This is a genomic window from Gemmata algarum (assembly GCF_034097035.1).
Lineage (GTDB): Bacteria > Planctomycetota > Planctomycetia > Gemmatales > Gemmataceae > Gemmata > Gemmata algarum.
Genome location: NZ_JAXBLV010000001.1, coordinates 254,561 through 273,292 on the forward strand (window position 1 = coordinate 254,561; position 18,732 = coordinate 273,292).

At 66.5% G+C, this 18,732-nt stretch carries 17 protein-coding genes; 4 read left to right on the plus strand and 13 right to left on the minus strand.

From position 1 onward, the window contains the following. Positions 1-110 precede the first annotated feature (110 nt). Positions 111-2,696, minus strand: a complete 2,586-nt coding sequence (locus R5W23_RS01025; protein WP_320684719.1) for a serine/threonine-protein kinase — start codon at positions 2,694-2,696, stop codon at positions 111-113. 246 nt (positions 2,697-2,942) lie between these two features. Continuing rightward, positions 2,943-4,022: a tryptophan--tRNA ligase gene (trpS, locus tag R5W23_RS01030; RefSeq protein WP_320684720.1), complete on the minus strand. Its 1,080-nt coding sequence runs from the start codon at positions 4,020-4,022 to the stop codon at positions 2,943-2,945. A gap of 263 nt (positions 4,023-4,285) precedes the next feature. Between trpS and R5W23_RS01035 the strand changes: the two genes are divergently transcribed. Next, positions 4,286-5,059, plus strand: coding sequence for a hypothetical protein (locus tag R5W23_RS01035; protein WP_320684721.1), 774 nt, complete (start codon positions 4,286-4,288; stop codon positions 5,057-5,059). Between the two features lie 171 nt (positions 5,060-5,230). Here R5W23_RS01035 and rph read toward each other — a convergent pair whose 3' ends face one another. The 6 genes from rph to R5W23_RS01065 form a co-directional block, all read right to left on the minus strand. Further along, positions 5,231-5,962, minus strand: a complete 732-nt coding sequence (gene rph / locus R5W23_RS01040) for a ribonuclease PH (RefSeq protein WP_320684722.1) — start codon at positions 5,960-5,962, stop codon at positions 5,231-5,233. A gap of 80 nt (positions 5,963-6,042) precedes the next feature. Next, entirely contained in the window at positions 6,043-6,954 is a 912-nt protein-coding gene (gene argF, locus R5W23_RS01045) for an ornithine carbamoyltransferase (RefSeq protein ID WP_320684723.1), read from the minus strand. A gap of 107 nt (positions 6,955-7,061) precedes the next feature. Next, positions 7,062-8,270, minus strand: coding sequence for an aspartate aminotransferase family protein (locus tag R5W23_RS01050; protein ID WP_320684724.1), 1,209 nt, complete (start codon positions 8,268-8,270; stop codon positions 7,062-7,064). 53 nt (positions 8,271-8,323) lie between these two features. Continuing rightward, on the minus strand, positions 8,324-9,232 hold the full coding sequence (gene argB, locus R5W23_RS01055; RefSeq protein ID WP_320684725.1) for an acetylglutamate kinase: 909 nt from the start codon (positions 9,230-9,232) through the stop codon (positions 8,324-8,326). A 132-nt stretch (positions 9,233-9,364) separates the two neighbouring features. Beyond that, positions 9,365-10,558 carry a hypothetical protein gene (locus tag R5W23_RS01060; RefSeq protein WP_320684726.1) on the minus strand — a complete coding sequence of 398 codons (1,194 nt, stop codon included), beginning with the start codon at positions 10,556-10,558 and terminating at the stop codon, positions 9,365-9,367. A gap of 269 nt (positions 10,559-10,827) precedes the next feature. Continuing rightward, positions 10,828-11,367: a HEAT repeat domain-containing protein gene (locus tag R5W23_RS01065; RefSeq protein WP_320684727.1), complete on the minus strand. Its 540-nt coding sequence runs from the start codon at positions 11,365-11,367 to the stop codon at positions 10,828-10,830. 380 nt (positions 11,368-11,747) lie between these two features. Here R5W23_RS01065 and murB point away from each other — a divergent pair, with 380 nt between their 5' ends. Both murB and R5W23_RS01075 read left to right on the plus strand, forming a co-directional pair. Continuing rightward, a complete protein-coding gene (murB, locus tag R5W23_RS01070; protein WP_320684728.1) occupies positions 11,748-12,626 on the plus strand; it encodes a UDP-N-acetylmuramate dehydrogenase in 879 nt (292 codons plus the stop codon). Then, a complete protein-coding gene (locus R5W23_RS01075) occupies positions 12,623-13,288 on the plus strand; it encodes a cell division protein FtsQ/DivIB (RefSeq protein ID WP_320684729.1) in 666 nt (221 codons plus the stop codon). The genes murB and R5W23_RS01075 overlap by 4 nt, the downstream gene beginning before the upstream one ends. Positions 13,289-13,408: 120 nt before the next feature. Here R5W23_RS01075 and R5W23_RS01080 read toward each other — a convergent pair whose 3' ends face one another. Beyond that, on the minus strand, positions 13,409-13,996 hold the full coding sequence (locus R5W23_RS01080; RefSeq protein WP_320684730.1) for a phosphoesterase: 588 nt from the start codon (positions 13,994-13,996) through the stop codon (positions 13,409-13,411). Between the two features lie 141 nt (positions 13,997-14,137). On the opposite strand from R5W23_RS01080, the gene aspS reads away from it, so the two are divergent. Next, positions 14,138-16,030, plus strand: a complete 1,893-nt coding sequence (aspS, locus tag R5W23_RS01085) for an aspartate--tRNA ligase (protein WP_320684731.1) — start codon at positions 14,138-14,140, stop codon at positions 16,028-16,030. A gap of 680 nt (positions 16,031-16,710) precedes the next feature. Here the strand turns inward: aspS and R5W23_RS01090 are convergent. From R5W23_RS01090 to R5W23_RS01105, 4 genes are all read right to left on the minus strand, one after another. Then, positions 16,711-16,875, minus strand: a complete 165-nt coding sequence (locus R5W23_RS01090; protein ID WP_320684732.1) for a hypothetical protein — start codon at positions 16,873-16,875, stop codon at positions 16,711-16,713. A gap of 119 nt (positions 16,876-16,994) precedes the next feature. Continuing rightward, positions 16,995-17,432: a hypothetical protein gene (locus tag R5W23_RS01095; RefSeq protein WP_320684733.1), complete on the minus strand. Its 438-nt coding sequence runs from the start codon at positions 17,430-17,432 to the stop codon at positions 16,995-16,997. A 3-nt stretch (positions 17,433-17,435) separates the two neighbouring features. Next, entirely contained in the window at positions 17,436-17,999 is a 564-nt protein-coding gene (locus R5W23_RS01100) for a hypothetical protein (protein ID WP_320684734.1), read from the minus strand. Beyond that, positions 17,996-18,589: an RNA polymerase sigma factor gene (locus tag R5W23_RS01105; protein WP_320684735.1), complete on the minus strand. Its 594-nt coding sequence runs from the start codon at positions 18,587-18,589 to the stop codon at positions 17,996-17,998. Before R5W23_RS01105 ends, R5W23_RS01100 begins: the two co-directional genes overlap by 4 nt. Positions 18,590-18,732 lie beyond the last annotated feature (143 nt).

Genomic DNA, 18,732 nt, shown 5'->3' on the forward strand with positions numbered 1-18,732 from the left:
CTGCTCTGCATCTTCGCCGGTTTGGGTAGTTGTGTCCGTTCAAACCCGAATGATGCGGATTTGGCAGTGATACCGTTTGCAGTGTTTTCGTTGCGAGGAGGGGTGACGGTTCAGCGCGTTCCGAGCCGGAACCCGACCAGCGCCAGCACCGCGCCGAGCATGAGCGACACGTGGTAGTCGCGGAACGGCTCGACGGTACGAATTCCGAACTGGTGCCCCGCGATCGCGACCGCGGCCCCGATCAGCGCGAACGCACTCATGAGGTTCCCGCGGAAACCCAGCGATGCGACCAGCAGCAGCCCGGCTAGCCCCACATTGAAGCTCTCGACCCATGCCAGCGCCGGCCCGGGCACCCCTGCAAGGCTCAGCGGCGCTGTGACCCGCATTGCTCCCGGAGGGGCCACACCCTCCGCACCGCTTTGCGATCCAAATATCAGGCCGTTCTGGTTCGCCCACAGCGCGCACGCCGCCAACAGCACAGCCGCAGTGGTCGCGCGGACGTGTGGCCCGACGAACAGTCCGATCAGCACCCCCAGCGTGTCGCGGCTCCGCCCTGCCCCGCGAGCGAATGCGCCCGGTTGCTCGGCGGCCCGGACCAACGTCCGCACGTCCGCCAGGGCGGGCGCGGACGGCGTAGCGCGGAACCCCGGGCGCGCGACCGCCGTCTCCGCGTTGCGAATCTCGGCCGCGGCACGCACCATCGCGTCCGCCGCTGCCTTCGCGTGGTTCTCCGCACTCTCGGCGCTCGCACCGGCGGCGAGCAGGTTGGCGCGCTCGACGGCGAGCAGCAGGTTCCGCGCGCGGGACTCCTTGCGGCCCTTCTCGATCCGCTCCATCGTCGCGATCAGCGGCTCCCGCCAGGCCGCGTGCTTGTCGCGCGCCCCCGCCACACCGCCACGCAAGAGCACCGCCCGCGCCGCCAGCTTCGCCTCGTACCCGAACAGCGCCTCGAAGAACTCCTCCCACTGCCGGCCCGCGAACTTCGCCACGAACTGCCGCAGTTCCTCCTCGTCCAGCCCGCGCGCCCGCATCCGACGCAACTGCCGCTCGACCCCGTCCAGCACCGCCTTGCGCTCGTCCGCCAGCGTGCGATCGACCCCGTATCGGAGCACGAGCGCAAGCCCGACCCCGAGGAACCCGAAACCGAGCCAGATCCACAGCACCTTCAGCAGCGCGAGCAGCACGCAGAACAGCGCGAACGCGGCCAGCCCGATGGCCCAGTCCGCGACCCCGAGCCCCGTGAGGAACCGTTGCGTGCAGGCGAACAGGTGCCCCTTCCGGGTGACCCCGTCCAGCACGAAGTACGCCAGCGTCGCCTCCAGCGCCAGCGCGAACGTCCCGAACGCCCACGGGATCTTCCCAAAGAACGCGAGCAGAACCGCGACGAGCGCCACGGCGCCGAAGAACCCCGAAATGAGCCGCCCCCGGAGCTGCACCGCGCCGCACGTGTTGAACTGCAACACGGAGGATTCCAGACGCGAGATCTGCTCTTCCTGGGGCGAAAAGGTGCCCGCCCGGTGGACCCCGAGCCACGCTTCGAGCGTGCGGATCACCTCGCTCATGTCCTGGTACCGGTCCTCCGGCGCTTTCGCCATCATCCGCTGGATGACGCTCGACACCTCCTTCGGCACCCGGCTGGCGATCTGCTCCGGCGGGACCAGTTGGTCGTAGGCGTGCTTCGACATCAGCCCGATCGCGGTCGTCGCGTCGAACGGGGGCTGGCCGGTGACCAGCACGTACAGGGTGCAGCCCAGCGAGTAGATGTCGGCGCGGTGGTCCACGCTGGCCGCGTCCCGGCACTGCTCCGGGGACATGTACGCCGGCGTGCCGAGGGCGATCCGGTCGCCGGTCACGTCGGGCGGGAGCGTGTGGAGCCCACTCTGCGAGTTGGACGCGTTGGGCCGGTCGTCGGCCGGCGGCAGCGCCGGCGTCTTCACCAGCCCCAGGTCCGCGACCTTGATCACGCCCTGCTCGTCGAGCAGCAGGTTGTCGGGCTTCACGTCCCGGTGGATCATCCCGCGGTCGTGGGCGTGTTTCAGACCGCGCGCGGCCTGGAGCACGTACCCCACGGCGGTCTCGGGGTCGAGCTTCCCCGAAGCCCGGACCACCTCCGCCAGCGACCGGCCGCGGACGTACTCCATGCTGAAGAAGCGCGCGCCGTCCACCTCACCGATGTCGTAAATCTGCACGATGTTCGGGTGCGACAACTGCGCCGCGGCGAACGCCTCGCGGGTGAACCGCGCCACGAACACCGGGTCGTTCGCCCACCGCCGGCTCATGACCTTCAGCGCGACGGGCCGGTCGAGCGAGAGCTGCGTCGCGAGGTACACGGTGCCCATGCCCCCGCGCCCGAGTTCGCACGCGATCGAGTACCCGCACACCTCCGTCCGCGGCGGCAGAGGGGTGTCTTCGGGTTCGCCCGCTCCCGGACCGGGGGAATCGTCCGCCCCGCGCGCTCGTGTCCGACTCATGTCCGCGACCGCGTGTGCCCCCTGCACTCGCAAAGCGCCCTCGACCCGCTCGCCGTCCGGCGGGCACGCGAGCGCGAACCCGACCGCCGACGCCGGCGTGCCGGTCGCGTTGTCCCGCACCTCCGGCCCGTCCGCGCGTTCGTCCGGCACCCACAGCAGAAACGGCTTCGCGCAACCCGGGCACTGGGGCCGGTAGCGCCCCGGCTTCATAGAGGTGAGCGTCATTCGGTGCTGGCAGTGCGGGCAGGCGATGGCCACAGCGGGCACCCTCGCGACGAATCGGGCGGGGCGTGCGGGTGCGGCGCCGCAGGTCCGGGAACCTGCGGCGAACAGCCCGCTGTGAACGGTAGGTCACGATCGTAGGATGTGTGGCACCGATTCAGGAGGCCGCGCGGCGTTCAGCCGCGGGCTGAAATGGCGGCAAAAATGCAGAGCCGAGCAGGCCGTTTTCAGGCGTGAACGAAGGTCACCTTACACCGGACGAGTGCCCATCCCGACGGACTGCCGCACCAGTTGCAACGTGATCTGCGCCGCCGCACGGGCCTTCCGGGCGCCGGCGGTGAGGACCTCCTCGACGTACCCCGGATCGCGTGCGAGTTGCTTCCGGCGCTCGCGGGCCGCAGCGAAGTAAGAATCGATCTTCGCGAGCAGCAAAGTCTTGGCATCGCCGTAACCGAACGGCCGGCCCCCGCGCCCCTCCGCGCCCTTCATCGGGTTGCGGTACAGGTCGGCCATCTCGGCCTGCTCGGCCGCCGTCGAGAACAGCTTGTACAGCGCGAACGCGTTGCACTTGTCGGGGTTCTTCGGCTCCTCAACGGGCGTCGAATCGGTCACCACGCCCATCACAGCGTTCTTGAGCGGCTTGCCTTCAGCGAAGATCTCGATGGTGTTGCCGTAAGACTTGCTCATCTTCTGGCCGTCGGTACCCGGCACGACCGCGGCTTCGTTGTACACGCCGTCCGGGAGCGGAAAAACCTCCCCGTAAGCGTTGTTGAACGCGCCGGCGACATCGCGGGTCATCTCCAGGTGCTGCTCCTGGTCCTTGCCCACCGGCACAAGGTGCGAACGATAGATGAGGATGTCGGCGGCCATCAGCAGCGGGTAGGTGAACAGCCCGACGCTCGGGGTGATCCCACGCGCGACCTTGTCCTTGTAGGAGTGGGCACGTTCGAGGTGAGCCGTTCCGAACACCGACGAAAAAAACCACGCAAGTTCGCACACCTCGGGCACGTCGGACTGGCGGAAGAAGCTCGCTTTGGCGGGATCGAGACCGAGTGCGAGGTAGTCGAGGGCGACATCGCGAACGTTTTCGGCCAGGATCTGCCGTGCGGGCCGGGGACTGATGGACTTGTTCTTTGCGGCCGCCCCGGCTTCCTTCTCCTCGGCCTCCTTCAGCGACGTGAGCGCGTGGTAGTCGGCGATGAAGTAGAAGCACTCGCCCGTGTCCTGCCGCTCGATGTGCTGCTTGATCGCGCCGAAATAATTCCCCAGGTGCAACTTGCCCGACGGCTGGACGCCACTGAGGATGCGCGGGCGGACGGAAACGGTCATCGTCAAAACTCCAATCGGCGCAACGTTTCACGCCCGGTGTCACAAGAGCCAGCGGTGCGAACGCCGGGCTACGAAACGATCGCCCTGAGAGGGTTCAAAGCGACCGACCGCCAACACAGGAAGTCGCCGCGTAGGTCGCGGTTAAAGCCGCGGTGTTCGGAACCCAGGCAGGGGTGCGAATCCCTGGTCCGCCTTGGGCTTTTCTTCTCGGTACAGACACGGTTACATTACGCGCGGTTCGTTCCGAAACCACGGGTCCACGCATGGACGGCCCCAACCCGACCGCCGCCGCCGCGAGCGACCCGCGCCGCACGGAACTGCTGCTCGAAGCCCTCAAGACCGCCATTCACACCCCCGGCGAACACCGGCTCTTCCAGTCGGGCAAGCTGCCGGGGCTGTTCCCGTCGCGCGCGGGCCTCTCCAACGAAACGGCCCTGCTCGCGCTCCGCGACGGGCTGCTCGAAACGGTCCGCACCGAGGCGAAGGGCAAGCTCATTACGGAGTGGGTCTGCGCGACCCCGAAGGCGGTCGGGTTCGTTCACGATCACGACTCCCCGCGCTCGATCCTGCGCGAGCTGAAGGACGTGCTGCTGACCACCCGCACGGGGGTGCCGCAGTTCATGGCGGACGCGCGGGCCGAACTCGCCGCGCTGTCCGCGAACTTCGAGGAGAAGGCGGCGACGATGCTGGCACGGCTCGACGAGCTCGCGAAGCGGTGCGAAGCGGCCCTCCGCCGCGCCGAGGCGAGCGGGCAGGTGATCGCCGCGCCGGTGGGTCAGCTCGTGCCCTGGGCGCTGAGCGCGCTCGAGTACCTCGACAAGCGGGCCGAATCCGGGGTCACGCCCCCCTGCCCGCTCCCGGAGCTGTTCCACGCGGTGTGCGTGAAGTTCCCGCAGTTGGTGCTCGCCGAGTTCCACGACGGCGTGAAGCGCTTGCACGACGTGCGGGCCATCAAACTCATCCCGACCGCCGCGATTCCAGAGCCCGAGTATGCGGTAGTGGTCGAAGGAAAACTGATGTACGCCGTGGGAAGGTAAGGCAAGCAGTTTGGCCACACGCAGTTTGGCCACAAAAAAGCACAAAGGGCACAAAAGGAAACCAAAGAGCAAAACGAGAGCAGAGTTTTTAAACACACTCTTCTGTCTTCGTTCTGGTTTCCTTTTGTGCCCTTTGTGCTTTTTTGTGGCCAATCTGCCTTACTGCCTTGATCAGAACGGCCACGCACTCCCCAGCGCCGCTTTCTGCGCGAGTGTGATCGCCTGAATACCGGCCTCGCCCAGATCGACCAACCGGTCGAGTTGCTTGCGCGTGAACGTGGCCTCTTCGCCGCTGCCCTGCACCTCGATGATCTTCCCGGACCCGGTCATCACCAGGTTCATGTCAACGTCCGCGTCGCGGTCTTCGACGTATTCCAGATCGAGACGCTCCTCGCCGTCCAATAGCCCCACGCTGACCGCCGCGACGCTATCCGTCAGCACATCTGTAACGGGGACCGTGAGCAGCGACTTGATGGAGTTGATCGCATCGACCGCCGCGACGAAGGCGCCGGTGATGCTCGCGGTGCGGGTACCGCCGTCGGCTTCGAGCACGTCGCAGTCGATCCAGAGCGTGCGCTCGCCGAGCTTGTCGAGGTTCACGACGGCCCGCAGGCTGCGCCCGATGAGCCGCTGAATCTCGACGCTGCGCCCGTCCACCTTCCCGGCCTTATCGCGCGGCTTTCGCGTGTGCGTCGAGCCGGGGAGCATGCCGTACTCGGCGGTGAGCCAGCCCTTCCCCTTCCCGACGAGGAAGTCGGGCACCTTCGGCTCCACACAACACGTACAGAGAACAGTAGTGCGGCCCATCTTCACCAGCACCGACCCCGGCGCCGGGCGGGTATACCCGCGCGTAAAGCTGAGTTCGCGGAGCGCGGTCGGGAGGCGGTCGTTCGGACGGGGCATGAAGGAGTTCACCACGAAGACACAAAGATCAACACAATGGGCCGCGAGAAACTCAGCACCCTGCGCGGCGGTGAACACTTTCACTTCAACAACCATTCCAGCACGGCCTTCTGCGCGTGGAGGCGGTTGCCGGCCTGCTGGAACGCGGCGCACGCCGGGCCGTCCATCACCTCGTCGGTGATCTCTTCGCCGCGGTGCGCGGGCAAGCAGTGCAGCACCTTGCAGTTCGGTGCGGCCTTCGACAGGAGCTGGGCGTTCACCTGGAACGGGGCGAACTTTTTCAGCCGCTCCTCGCGCTCCGCCTCCTGCCCCATGCTGGTCCACACGTCCGTGTAGATCACGTCCGCGCCCTTCACCGCCGCGAACGGGTCATTGAACTCCTTCGGCGGCTCGCCCCCCACCCGCGCGGCATAGTCGGCCTTGAACGGTTCGTCGAACCCGTACCCCGGGGGGCAGGCGAGCACGAAGTTGGCGCCCAGTTTACCGCACCCGACCGCCAACGACCGGGCCACGTTGTTCCCATCCCCCACGAACGCCACCGTACGCCCGGCCTCGCTGCCGAACAGCTCGCGCACCGTCAGCAGGTCGGCCAGCCCCTGGCACGGGTGCGACCAGTCCGACAGCCCGTTGATGACCGGGACGCTCCCGGTCGCCGCGATCCCGTCGAGCGTCGAGTGCTTGTAGACCCGCAGAACCAGCGCATCGACGTAGTTGGAGATGGTGCGGGCGAAGTCGGCCAGGCTCTCGCGCCACCCCAGCCCGACCTCGTTCCCGGGCAGGTACAGGGCGGTCCCGCCGAGCTGGGCCACCCCGCTCTCGAAGCTGACCCGGGTCCGCAGCGACGGCTTCTCGAACACGAGCCCCACCACGCGACCGGTCAGGCTGTGGGCGGGGATGCGCCGCGCGTGCGCGTCCTTCAGCCGCGCAGCCTCGCTCAGGAGGTGCCGCAGCTCGTCGCCGGTCAGGTCGATGAGGTTCAGGAGGTGTTTCATGTTTTCGAGTCCCAAGTCAACAAGTCTCAGGTCCCAAGTCGAGTATCAGCGCGGTGCCCACCGGCTGACTTCTGACTTGTGGACCTGAGACTTGGGACCACTTCGATTTACGGCTTCAGGCCCAGCAGCACGTCGGCGATGATGTCGCACCCGTCCTCGAGTTGCTCGTCGGACAGTGTCAGCGCCGGCAGCAGCCGCAGCACCGTCTGGTGCGTGCAGTTGATGAGCAGCCCCTTTTCGAGGCACGCCTGCACCACCGGCGCGCCTTCGACGTTCAGCTCCACGCCGATCATGGTGCCCTTCACCCGCACGTCGGTGACGAGCGGGCACTTCTCCTTCAGCTCTGTGAAGCGCTGAAGGAACCGCGCACCGAGTTGCACGCCGCGTTCGAGCAAGCCTTCTTGCTCGATGGTCTCGATGGTCGCCAGCGCCGCGCGGGCGGCCAGCGGGTTGCCCCCGAAGGTCGCCGCGTGCGTGCCGGGCTTCAGCTTCTCGGCCACCTCGGGCCGGGCCACGAGGGCGCCCATCGCGACCCCGCCCGCCAGCGCCTTCGCCAGGGTGATGATGTCCGGCTTCACGTCCCAGTTCTGGTAGCCGAACCACTTCCCAGTGCGTCCCATCCCGGTCTGCACCTCGTCGAGGATGAGCAGCAGGCCGTGCTGGTCGCAGAGGGCGCGGACCCCTTCGAGGAACCCCGCCGGCGGCACGTTCACCCCGCCCTCGCCCTGGATCGGCTCGAACATCACCGCGCAGGTCTCGCCGTCGATCGCCTTCGCGACCGCGTCCAGGTCGCCCCACGGCGCGTAGTTGAACCCCGGCAGCATCGGCTCGACGCCGGCGTGGTACTTGGGCTGCGCCGTGGCGGTCAGCGCGCCCATCGTGCGGCCGTGGAAGCTCCCCGTGAGCGTCACGATCTTGTACTTGTTCTTCGGCTTCCCGTTGAGCCGGGCCAGCTTGATGGCGGCCTCGTTGGCCTCCGTACCGCTGTTGCAGAAGAAGCTGATGCCGCCGAAGTCCGTGCGCTCGCCGAGCGCCTGCCCGAGCAGCGCCTGCGGCTCGGTGTACCACGTGTTCGGAACGTGGATCAGCGTCGCGACCTGTTCCTGAACCGCCTGCACGACCCGCGGCGGGCAGTGGCCGAGGATGCCGCAGCCCCAACCCGGGAAGAAGTCGAGGTACCGGTTCCCTTCGGCGTCCCACACCCACGAGTTGCTGCCGCGCACCAGCGCGACGGGGTACCGCGTGTAGTTCTGCGTGAGGTGCTGCTTCGCCAGGCTGATGACCTGCTCGCTCGAAAGCGTGTCGGATGTCGTCATTTCGGCAGGGAACGTGGGTGAGGGAAACGGGTTAGTCGCGCGCGGGAAAGGGGTCACCGCGTGATGACGGTGCCGGTGAACGTATCTTTTAAAAACACGTCTAAAAGTGAGTAGGGAACACGTCCGTCGAGTATGAGAGCCGATTTGGCACCGGCCTCGAGCGCCTCGAAGCACGCTTCCACTTTCGGGACCATTCCGCCGTCAATAACGCCCGACGCGATCAGACCGCGGGCCTCGGCTTCGGTCAACTTCGAGATGAGCGATTTCGGGTCGGAGCGGTCACGCAGCACGCCGGGCGTGTCAGTGAGGAATACGGCCATGTCGGCCTTCAGCGCACCGGCAACAGCGGACGCGGCGGTGTCGGCGTTGATGTTGAGCCACCCGCCGGCGGCGTCCCGCGCGAGCGACGGAAGAATCGGCACGGACGGGTCGCGCCCGTCGCTCGGCTCAAAGGCTGCGCGGAGTGCGTTCACGGCAACGCCAGTAACGGTCCCGACGTGACCGAGATCGACCGGCGCACCAGTCGGGTCGGTCAGCGAGAGGCGCGCGCCGGTGAGTGGCCAGCCCGCGAAGTCGCCCGAACCGGCACCGTCGTCGTAATACCCACGAAACCGGGCACCGATGCGTTCGGCCCGCTGAACGAGGTCGGCGTTGATCTCGCCCAGCACCCGCACCACGACCGCGAGGGTGTCGGCGTCGGTGTACCGACGCCCGGCCACTTTCCGCGGCGTCAGCCCGGCAGCGGTCATCGCGCGGTCGATCGGCTTGCCGCCCCCGTGCACCAGCGCGACGCGAACGCCGAACCGGTCCAGCACATCGACCGAGCGTAAGCAGGCGTCGGTGGCGGCCGGCTCCTCCATCGCGCTGCCGCCGAGTTTGACCACCACCGTGCGGTCGCGGTACGCGGCCAAACGGCCCGCAGCGGCAGCAAACGACTCGGCAGTCAGGCTCGGCTCGGACATCCGCGGAGGCCCCAGATTCCAGCAACGGCTTGAGGGAATCGAAAAATCCATCGTATGCCGCAAGCTCTGGAGCGTCAACGGCTCACGGGAAATTCACAACGATTGGCCGAGCGCGGGTCGCAGGCGTGCCTGCTACTTCACGGGTTTCGCGTAATCGCCGCGCATGAACCCGCTGTCCGCGGGCGGGTTGTATCGAATGTCAAGGTCCGGCGTTTCGAGCCGCTTGGACTCTTTCACGCGCGCCTCGAGCGCGTAATCGAGGACGCCGCCGGTGAGCTGCGTGCGCTCGACCGGGTACGGCGCCTTGCCCGTTGCGAAGAAGGTCTCGGTGTGCGAGGCCAGCGCCTCGAGGAACGCCGCGCCCGGGGGCGGCGGGAGCCAGAACAGGCACGACGACGGCTTCTTCTCGCCCTCCACCCGGCACGCGAACGTTTCGTCCGCGACGTGCCCGTCGAGTTGCAGCACGGTCGCCTTCAACCCGTCGGCGTACTCCACCACGAACGCGATCGGCCCTTTCACGAAGTTGCCCCAGGTGGCGGGGCGCGGGAACCGGCGGCAGTTCGCGCGAATGTCGCCGGCGTTGCGCGAGGTGCTGCGCCCGAGGGCGTGTTCGAGCAGCTCCCACGACCACACCCCGTCGTCCCCGGCCTTCCAGACGGCGTCGCCTTGCAAGCAGGTCACGGCTTTCACGCCCTGATTGGCGGGCTTCGGGTCCGCCCCGGCGAACCGCCTCTCGACCATGCACTGAAGGGCTTCGAGCGCGTGGATGCCGTAGATCTCGAGTTCGCCGCGGGACACGAGTAGCGCTTCGGTGATCTTGGTCCCGAGCGCGAACTCGAGTTCGGGCCGGCGCCAAGTGACCGGCAGCGACGAACCCGCCATGAGCGGGAAGCTCATCTTCTTCGCCGTGGCGACCATCTCGGCCGCCTTCGTGCGGTCGTAGCTCAGGTGCTTGTCGCAGAACACCGGAACGGTCCTGCCGCTCTTCTCAAACGTTGCGGCGATCTGTTTGAAGTACTCGTACCGCGGATACAGCTTCTGGCCGCGATCGTTGTACTTGTAGTCGCCATGCTCGCAGATCAGCAGCACGCCATCGACGGCGAGTTTCCCGGTTCCCAGAGTGAGCGCGTTGTCTATGGCTTCCGAGAGCCGGAAGCTGTGCTCCTTGGCCAGCTCGCGGCTGAGGTCGTTACCCTTCACCTGCTCGGCGTAAACGCTGGCGATACCGAAGTCGGGGAAGTGGTGCTCGTCGCCCTTCATGTACCCGTCGAGGTAGCGGCCCGCGATGTGATACGCGTGCGACAGGTAGTGGTACGTAGAACACACCACCGCCAGCTTCTTCGCCGCCGGTTTCGCGCGTTTTGGGGGTTTCGTGCGCGGTGACTCCGTGCCTGCGCCGCGGGGCAAGCGGGCACCCCAGGCGCTCGCGGCGAAGGCGGACGCGGTCAAAAACGAGCGGCGATCGACTGGCAGCATATTGGGACCTCTGCGGTGGGACCGAGTGAGTGTACCCGCAGCGCCGGGCGCGTGAACCAGAAAAGGCAAAGCCCGGGATGTCCCGGGCTTCCAAACAGGAACGATCGCGCCACACACGACTACTTCTTGGTGCCCCTAATCAACTGAACGGCACTTTTCGCAGCGGTGTTGAGTTGGTTGAGTGGACCCTTTTTTTCACCCTTGGTGGCTTGCACTACTTCTTGGAGCGCGGGAAGTGCGGCCTTGGCAGTCATTCCCATCGCGGCGAGCCCCTTTGCCGCCCCGATCTTCACCCCGGTCTCTTTGTCGTCTTTGAGCATCTTCACCAGTATATCGCCGGCTTTATCGTAAGGTTCGTCGGCCTTCCCGAGTGTCTCCGCGGCGGCAGCGCGCACGCCAGGGTCTTTGTCTTCCACGGCCTTATAAATGTCCGGCAGCGAGTCCTGCACCAGCGACTTCTTGATCTGCGCCAGTTCGCCGAGTTCCTGGAGCGCGGTAATGCGGGCCTTCGCGTCCTTGCTCTTGCGTAGGTCGGCGGTCAGCTTCTTGACCCGCTCCTCCCTCTCGCCCGCAAAAGCCTCATCCTTAACGCACAAAAACAGTGCGCCGTTGAACAGGGCGATCGCGCACATCGCCCGCGCCAGCTTGGTGGCTCCCATACACAACTCCGCGAAGGGTTGGTCCGGACTCGCGGCGCGCTCGGAACCGGAGGCGCCCTGTTATGTCTAACACTACAACGGAATTCTCGTACCGTTTCGACGCATCCGTGTGGATTTTCGTTCCTCGAACGCGCCCCGTGTGCTTGAACGAACCTCCCGCCGCCCCGACCCGCTGGCAGGAGAACCGAAGTGCTCATCGGACCCGCGATTCTCGGGCTCGTTCGCCCGGGCGTTCTCCGCCGGTGGTACCTCCGTCCGCGGGACGAAGCACCTGTGCCGCATCAACACGGGTCGGTAGCCCCGAACCGGTCGGGAACTTCGCGCGGATTGCTACAAAACACGTTGTTACAGCGATACAGTAAGGGGCAAGGAGGCCGTGCATGTCCCTTGCCGATGAGTTCCCGGAAATCACGAAGCGGAACGAACCGCTCGCCCCGTTCACGCACCTGACGATCGGCGGCCCGGCCGAGTTCCTCGTGCAGCCGCGTTCCGTGGACGAACTGAACGCCGTGCTGGCCGCCTGCCAGCGTGAGAAGGTCCCCGTCCGGATGCTCGGCGGCGGGTTCAACCTGCTCGTCCGGGACGAACCGGTTCCCGGCGCCGTAATTCGGCTGACCGCCGAGCCGTTCACGTTCCTCCGACGGGACGGCAAGAAGGTCACCGCGGGTGGCGGTGCCGCGCTATTCGACCTCATCGCGTTCGCCGTCAAGCACGGGTTGGGCGGGTTGGAAACCCTCGTCGGCATCCGCGGCACCGTGGGCGGTAGCGTGCGGTGCAACGTCGGGGACCGCAGCGGCGAGATCAGCCAGGCGGTCCGCAACGTCACCGTGCTCACCGACGCCGGCAAGGTGCAGGTTCGCGGTCGCGACGAGCTCACGTTCCGCGAGCACGACAGCGACATCGACGAGGCCGTCATTCTGTCGGTCGAGTTCGAACTTGAGACCGAACCGTCGGAGCAGGTGCTCAAGAAGATGCGGAAGGCGTGGATCCAGCGGAAGACTTCGGAACCGCTCAGCTTCCAGAAGTACGTGCGCCTGTTCCGCAACCCGCCGGGCAACACCGCCGCGGCGCTGATCGACCGCGCGCAGCTCACCAAGGCGCGCACGGGGGCCGCAGAGCTGAGCGAGCGGAACTCGAACTACGCGGTGGCCCACCCGGGGACCACCGCGCGCGACATCATCCAGCTCGCCGATCACGTCCAGGCGAAGGTGAAGGAGCGCACCGGCGTGGCCCTGGAGCGGGAGCTGCACGTCTGGTGAAACGCGCCAAGAAGGCCCCGCCCGCCCCGCCATCGCCGCACGGCGGGCGCCCGGTCCTGACCGTCCTGCTGACACTCGGCTTCGCGGCGGCGCTGCTGTTCGGTTTGTCGCTGTTGGGCGATCAGGCGAAACGCGGCATCGGCCCGCGCGACCGCTATTCCGTGCCGTTTGCGGACATCCGGTGCGACCCGCCGCCGGGCACAGACCGGGAAACGTTCCTCACCGAAGTGCGTTACACCGCCGACACCGGCTCAGCGTTCCAACTGCTCGACCCTCAACTGAAGGCGCGCCTCACGGCAGCGTTCGCCGCTCACCCGTGGGTGATGCGCGTCGATTCCGTCACCATCGAACCGCCCGACGTGGTTGCGGTCGCCCTGACCTTCCGTAAGCCGGTGCTGCGCGTGCCACAGGCCGCAGGCAAGCGCGCCGTCGATGCCAAGGGGTTCTTGCTGCCGCTCACCGCGCCAACCGACGGACTCCCGGAACTGTTGGGCGCCCCGGCGCTGCCGTCGAACGCCCTCGCGGGCCAACTTTGGCCCGCGGAAGTGGTGGCGCGAGCAGCCCCGGTTGCGGTCGAGTACAAGCCGAAGACTCTGGAACGCACACCGCAGGGCTGGCAGCTCATCATGCCCGACGGTCGAAAGTTGCTCGTCGCGAAATGAACTCACTGTAAGCGCCTTGGCTTAAGATTCTGAACCGACGCCGGGGCACAGGAACAACGCCGCTCCGTTTGGGAGCGGTCGGTGTGGGGGAGGTTCCGAGCAACGGTACCGTATCCTTTATTACAGCACTTCCAGTGTGAACTGTGACCACGTCTCGAACTGCGCGGCCTCGCGGAGCAGGTCGGCCAGGGGCGCGAAACCGCTCTCGGCGAGCGCGTCCTCGCGCGCCCGCGCCGCCGGCGCCTCCAAATCGAAAACGTGTACAACCCCCAGATGAACGCTCCCGACGGGCGTGCGGTCGTCGTTGATGAACCCGACGCACCGCTCGCGGTACGCGCACCCCAACTCGACTTCTTCCGTTAGCTCGCGCAGCATTCCCGTTCGGTAGGGGTCGATCCCGCCAGCGGCGTCGGCCTCGCTGATGTGGCCGCCGATGCCGATCGAGCGCAACGCCGCGAGTCGCTTTTCGGTTCCCGCGGCGCCGCGGCGGTAGTGGAACACGTGCTCCCCGCACCTAAGCACGATGTACGGGATCAACTGCTTGAACGAGGGGTCGTTTTCCACCTCGGCGCGAGCCGGGAAGCTGAACCGAGTGGGGTCGAGGATCGCGGACCGGTACGCGTCGTCCGCGGGTCGGAACCCGTGGAAGTACCCGGCCGCCCGGAACCGCTCGGTCGGAATCACCAGCACCTTTTCGTCCAGCGGCATGACGCCCCGTTCCCACGCGCGGAAGGTTTGTAACGACCGGATGATACCGCTATCTGGCCGGCCGGTGGAAGCCGAACCCCCGGGTCCGGACGGCGTCCGTATACTGACGCTCAACGTCGATACCATTGCCGGGAGAACCTCATGGCCGAGTGGCAGCGGACACACACCTGCGACCAGCTCCGCGAAGAACACGTCGGGAGCACCGCGACCCTCAACGGGTGGGTGCTGGCCGCGCGCGACAACGGGCACCAGGTGTTCATCGACCTGCGCGACCGCTACGGCCTGACGCAGGTGGTGTTCCGGAAGGCCGACGACGCCGAGCTGTTCGCGTCCGCGCAGCGGCTGAGGGCCGAATGGGTGCTGTCGGTAACCGGCACCGTGCAAAAGCGGCTCGAGGGCGCCGCCCGCGCCGACATCGCCACCGGGGCCGTCGAACTGGAAGCCAAAACGCTCCGCGTGCTCAACGAGTGCCCGCCGCTCCCGTTCCAGGTGGACGAGTTCGGCACCGAACTGGCCAACGAGGACCTGCGCCTCCAGTACCGCTACCTCGACCTGCGGCGCCGCACGCTCCAGAAAACGCTCGTTCTGCGGCACCGGCTGTGCAAGGTGATCCGCGACTACATGGACGCGAACCACTTCCTTGAAGTCGAAACCCCGCTGCTCGGGAAGAGTACGCCGGAAGGGGCGCGCGACTACCTCGTGCCCAGCCGCGTGTTCAACGGCGAGTTCTTCGCGCTGCCGCAATCGCCACAGTTGTATAAGCAGTTGCTGATGATTTCGGGCTACGACCGCTATTTCCAGATCGCCCGCTGCCTCCGCGACGAGGACCTGCGCGCCGACCGGCAACCCGAGTTCACGCAACTCGATGTCGAAATGTCGTTCGTCGAGCGCGAGGACGTGCTTTCCGTCATGGAGAAGCTCGCCGCTGACATCTTCGACAAGTGTTTGGGCGTGAAACTCCCACTCCCCTTCCCTCGCCTGGGCTACGCGGAGGCGATGGCGAAGTACGGCTCCGACAAGCCCGACCTGCGGTTCGGCCTCGAAATCGTGGACATCACCGACATCGCCGGGGCCAGCGAGGCGCAGTTCCTCAAAGATGCCGTCGCGGCCGGTGGGGTGGTGCGGGCGATCAACGCTACAGGCGGTGCCGCGGCGTTCAGTAACACCGCGCTGAAGCCTGGCGGCGAGCTGCCGAAGGTCGTTGAGACCTACAAGGCAAAGGGTCTCGCGTGGATGAAGGTCGAAGGCGGCAAGTTCACCGGCGCGACCGAGAAGTTTTTCTCCGACGAGCTGAAGGCCAAACTGAAGGAGCGCCTCGGCGCCGCCGACGGCGACCTCCTGCTGCTGGTCGCGGACAAGGAAGCGGTGGTGTGCGACGCCCTCGGCGCGCTCCGCATCCACTTGGCGACCAAGCTCAAACTGTACAAGAACTGGTGGGACGAGAAGGCCGAGCACGACAAGGCCGAGAAGGATAAAGCCGACGCCGCCAAGAAAAAGAAAGAGGTGTACGCCCCGGTCCCGTTCCAGCCACGGGCCGAGCATTTTAACTTCGCCTGGGTGCTCGACTTCCCGATGTTCACCTGGAACGAGGAAGAGAACCGCTGGGACGCGATGCACCACCCGTTCACCGCACCGATGGACGAAGACCTGCCGAACTTCTGGCAGAACGAGAGCCTTGGGAAGGTCCGCGCAAAAGCGTACGACATGGTGCTGAACGGGTACGAAGTGGGCGGCGGCTCGATCCGTATCCACCGGCAGGATGTCCAGAGCCGCGTGTTCGAGATTTTTGGCATGACGCCCGAAGACGCTCAAGGTCGCTTCGGGTTCTTGCTGGACGCGCTGAAGAGCGGCGCCCCGCCACACGGCGGCATCGCGCTCGGCCTCGACCGCTGGGCAATGGTGATCGCCGGCACGACAAACATCCGCGACGTGATCGCGTTCCCGAAGAACCAGAAGGCCCGCGACCTCATGACCGGGGCGCCGGCGGCGGTTGACGCCCGGCAGCTCAAAGAACTCGGCGTAAAACTGTCGTAAGTTCAGAAAGGTGAAGATTTTTGGCGGGTTGAACGGATCAAAGGGCGGCACAAGCGTGTCTTCAGCGCGGCCGATCCTGTGCATTCCGCCAAAAACCCTACAACCCTGCGCAAGTTCTCTCTGTTCGCGCATTCCATCGACTGAACGGGACTCTGAGCGGGCGACCGCTCCGACTTCCGCTCACAGGCACCACTCTTCCCCAGAGTGAAGCCCCGGCGGGAGGTCCGCCGGGGCTTTTTTGTTTACACAGCTATTCAATGCACATGCGCACTAATGACATCTTGGGCAATTGACCGCTAAGGCAGTACAGCGCCCCTCTGAGGGCGGTGGTTGGGTGACCAACTTTTGCTACCATCGATTGCCGGAATAGCGTGGTTCACATCACCTAAATGACATAAAAATATGATCGAATGACTGGACTGACAACATGACATTCCCCACGCAAAGACCGTTTCCGTTTGCGGGCGGCGCCCCCTTCCAGCCAGCGCGATTATCCGGCCGGCGATGATGCATAGACCGGAGCCGGAGCGTGAGTGGCCGCCACAGTAACAGAAGTAATTGCCCTGTGGACGACCGAACCACAACCACAAACCTGAGCCCAGAGTTCGGGTCCTCCGAAGTTGGCTCACGCCCGTGTGAGGGGGCGAATTGCGTGAACTTCGCTCCCCGGGTTGCCGGCGTCACCGACGCGGCCAGCACAAGAGCACCAGATCTAAAAACAAATCCAGCGCCCGGTCCAGTACCCGCGCCAGCACGCGCAACACGAGCCACGACGCCAGTTGCGCCAACACAAGAGAGCCGTAGGGCGCGCCCCGGAACCACCGCCGCCCGAGCGGTTCGCTCACGCCGAATAGCACCCCGACCAAGCCGAACGCCACCACCGCCGCCAGAAGTGGACTCGGCCTCCAGGGCTCCAGCCCCGTCTGTCCCCCACGAGAGGAGACCAACTCAGGACCGGGCCGCCTCACTTCTTCAGCGTGCAGGGCTTCGCCATCACCGCAATGATGAGTTGTTCGCCCGCTTTGGTGCGGTGCGGCGTTACAACCGGAAAGAACTTGTCGCACGCGCATGCGTAGGTAACCGAGTCCATCGCGGGCGGGTTGAGGGTCATACTGATACGCCCGTTCGCGTCCTTCGCCTTGTCCACTTGGATCTTGAGTTCCTGCTTGTCGGTCAGCGTGATGACCTCGGACGCACCGACCGGGATCGACTTGCATTCGGTCGCGACCAGTTTGAAGCCGGTCAGCTTCGGGTCGCGCTTCTGCACTTCCTTCGCAAGGTCCTTCAGCTTCGCATCGACGACCGCGTTCTGGTTTGTCGCCAGAACGATCACGACCGTGACGCGCACCGGCGGCTCGGCCTGGCACGTGATGAACAGGAGCGCGGCCAGCACGGCGGACATGAGTCACCTGGGCTTTGATGCGAAAATCACCGGCGCGTCTCCGGGCGATGGCGTCACCTGGGACCACGTCGAATCGGGATAGTCCAGTTCGATGTCCTGGTTGGTTGCCAGAACAATCGCCGCCGGGAGGGGGTCATGTCCGACGGGGAGCCAACCGGAACCGGGCACACGGTGCAGGTCCACCTCTTCGGCGCTCGCCAACGGCAGTACGTCGAACCCTGCCAGCGGGTCGGCCGGCGGTTCCGGACGGGCCGGAACCACGGATCCCGATTTGGTGACGCCGGCCGGGTTCACCACAGGCGCGAACGAGACCCACACGACCGCAGCGGCTACCGCCGCGAGGGCCGCCGCACCGGCCGCAAGCGCGGTGCGGTGCCAGCGCGGGGGCGCGACACGAGCCGGCTCGGTAGCGGCGGCGAGCCCCACGCGCACACCGCCCAGCACGGCGCGCCACTGGTCCTCACTGGGTTCGTCCGGGCGAACGGCGTCCACCGCCTCGCGCGCGCCGGCAAGGTACCCGCCGAACGGGTCCGGGCGGTTCGGGTTGTCGTTCGGGACGGTGGTCATGGCTGTTGGTAACCCGCGAGCAGTTCCTTCAACTTCTGGCGTGCGTAAAACAGGCGGCTCATCACGGTGCCGATCGAGATCCCCAGCGCGTCGGCCACTTCACGATAGGTCAACTCGCCCTCGACGTGCAAGACGAACGTCTGCCTTTGAACCTCCGGTAGCCGGGCGAGCGCCGCATCGAGGATCCGGCGCAAATCGGCCCGAACCAGTCCGCCGTCGGCGGGGGGCAGGTCGGCCGCCCGGAGCTCATCGAACGAGAACTGAGCCGGCGCTTGAGGCACCCGCTCGTTCCGCTTGCGCTGCCGGCCGATGTCGTGGGCGGCGTTGCACACCACCCGCAGCAGCCACGTCTTGAACGAGCTGCGGCCCACGAAGCGGTCGAGGTGTGTGAGCGCGTTCACGAACCCGTCTTGGACCGCGTCGAGCGCGTCGGCCTCACACCCCAGCAGCCGATACGCCACCCGGTGCGCCACACCCCGGTACCGACGGAACAGGTCGTCGAGCGCCGAACGGTCGCCGGCCGCGAACCGCGCCAGCAGCGCGTCGTCGGTCGGTGCGATCGCGGGGGCGTGGGGCGCGGCGGGTGCCATGTCGGGGGTACGCGTGCGGGCAAGGTCGGACCGGACGCCGCGTATTCTACCCGGACCAGAGCGGCGACTTACAAGGCGTTTCTCGCGCCCGCGCCGTTCCCCGCGCCGCTCCATAGGAATCTAGACGCAACCCGGGCCGTGCC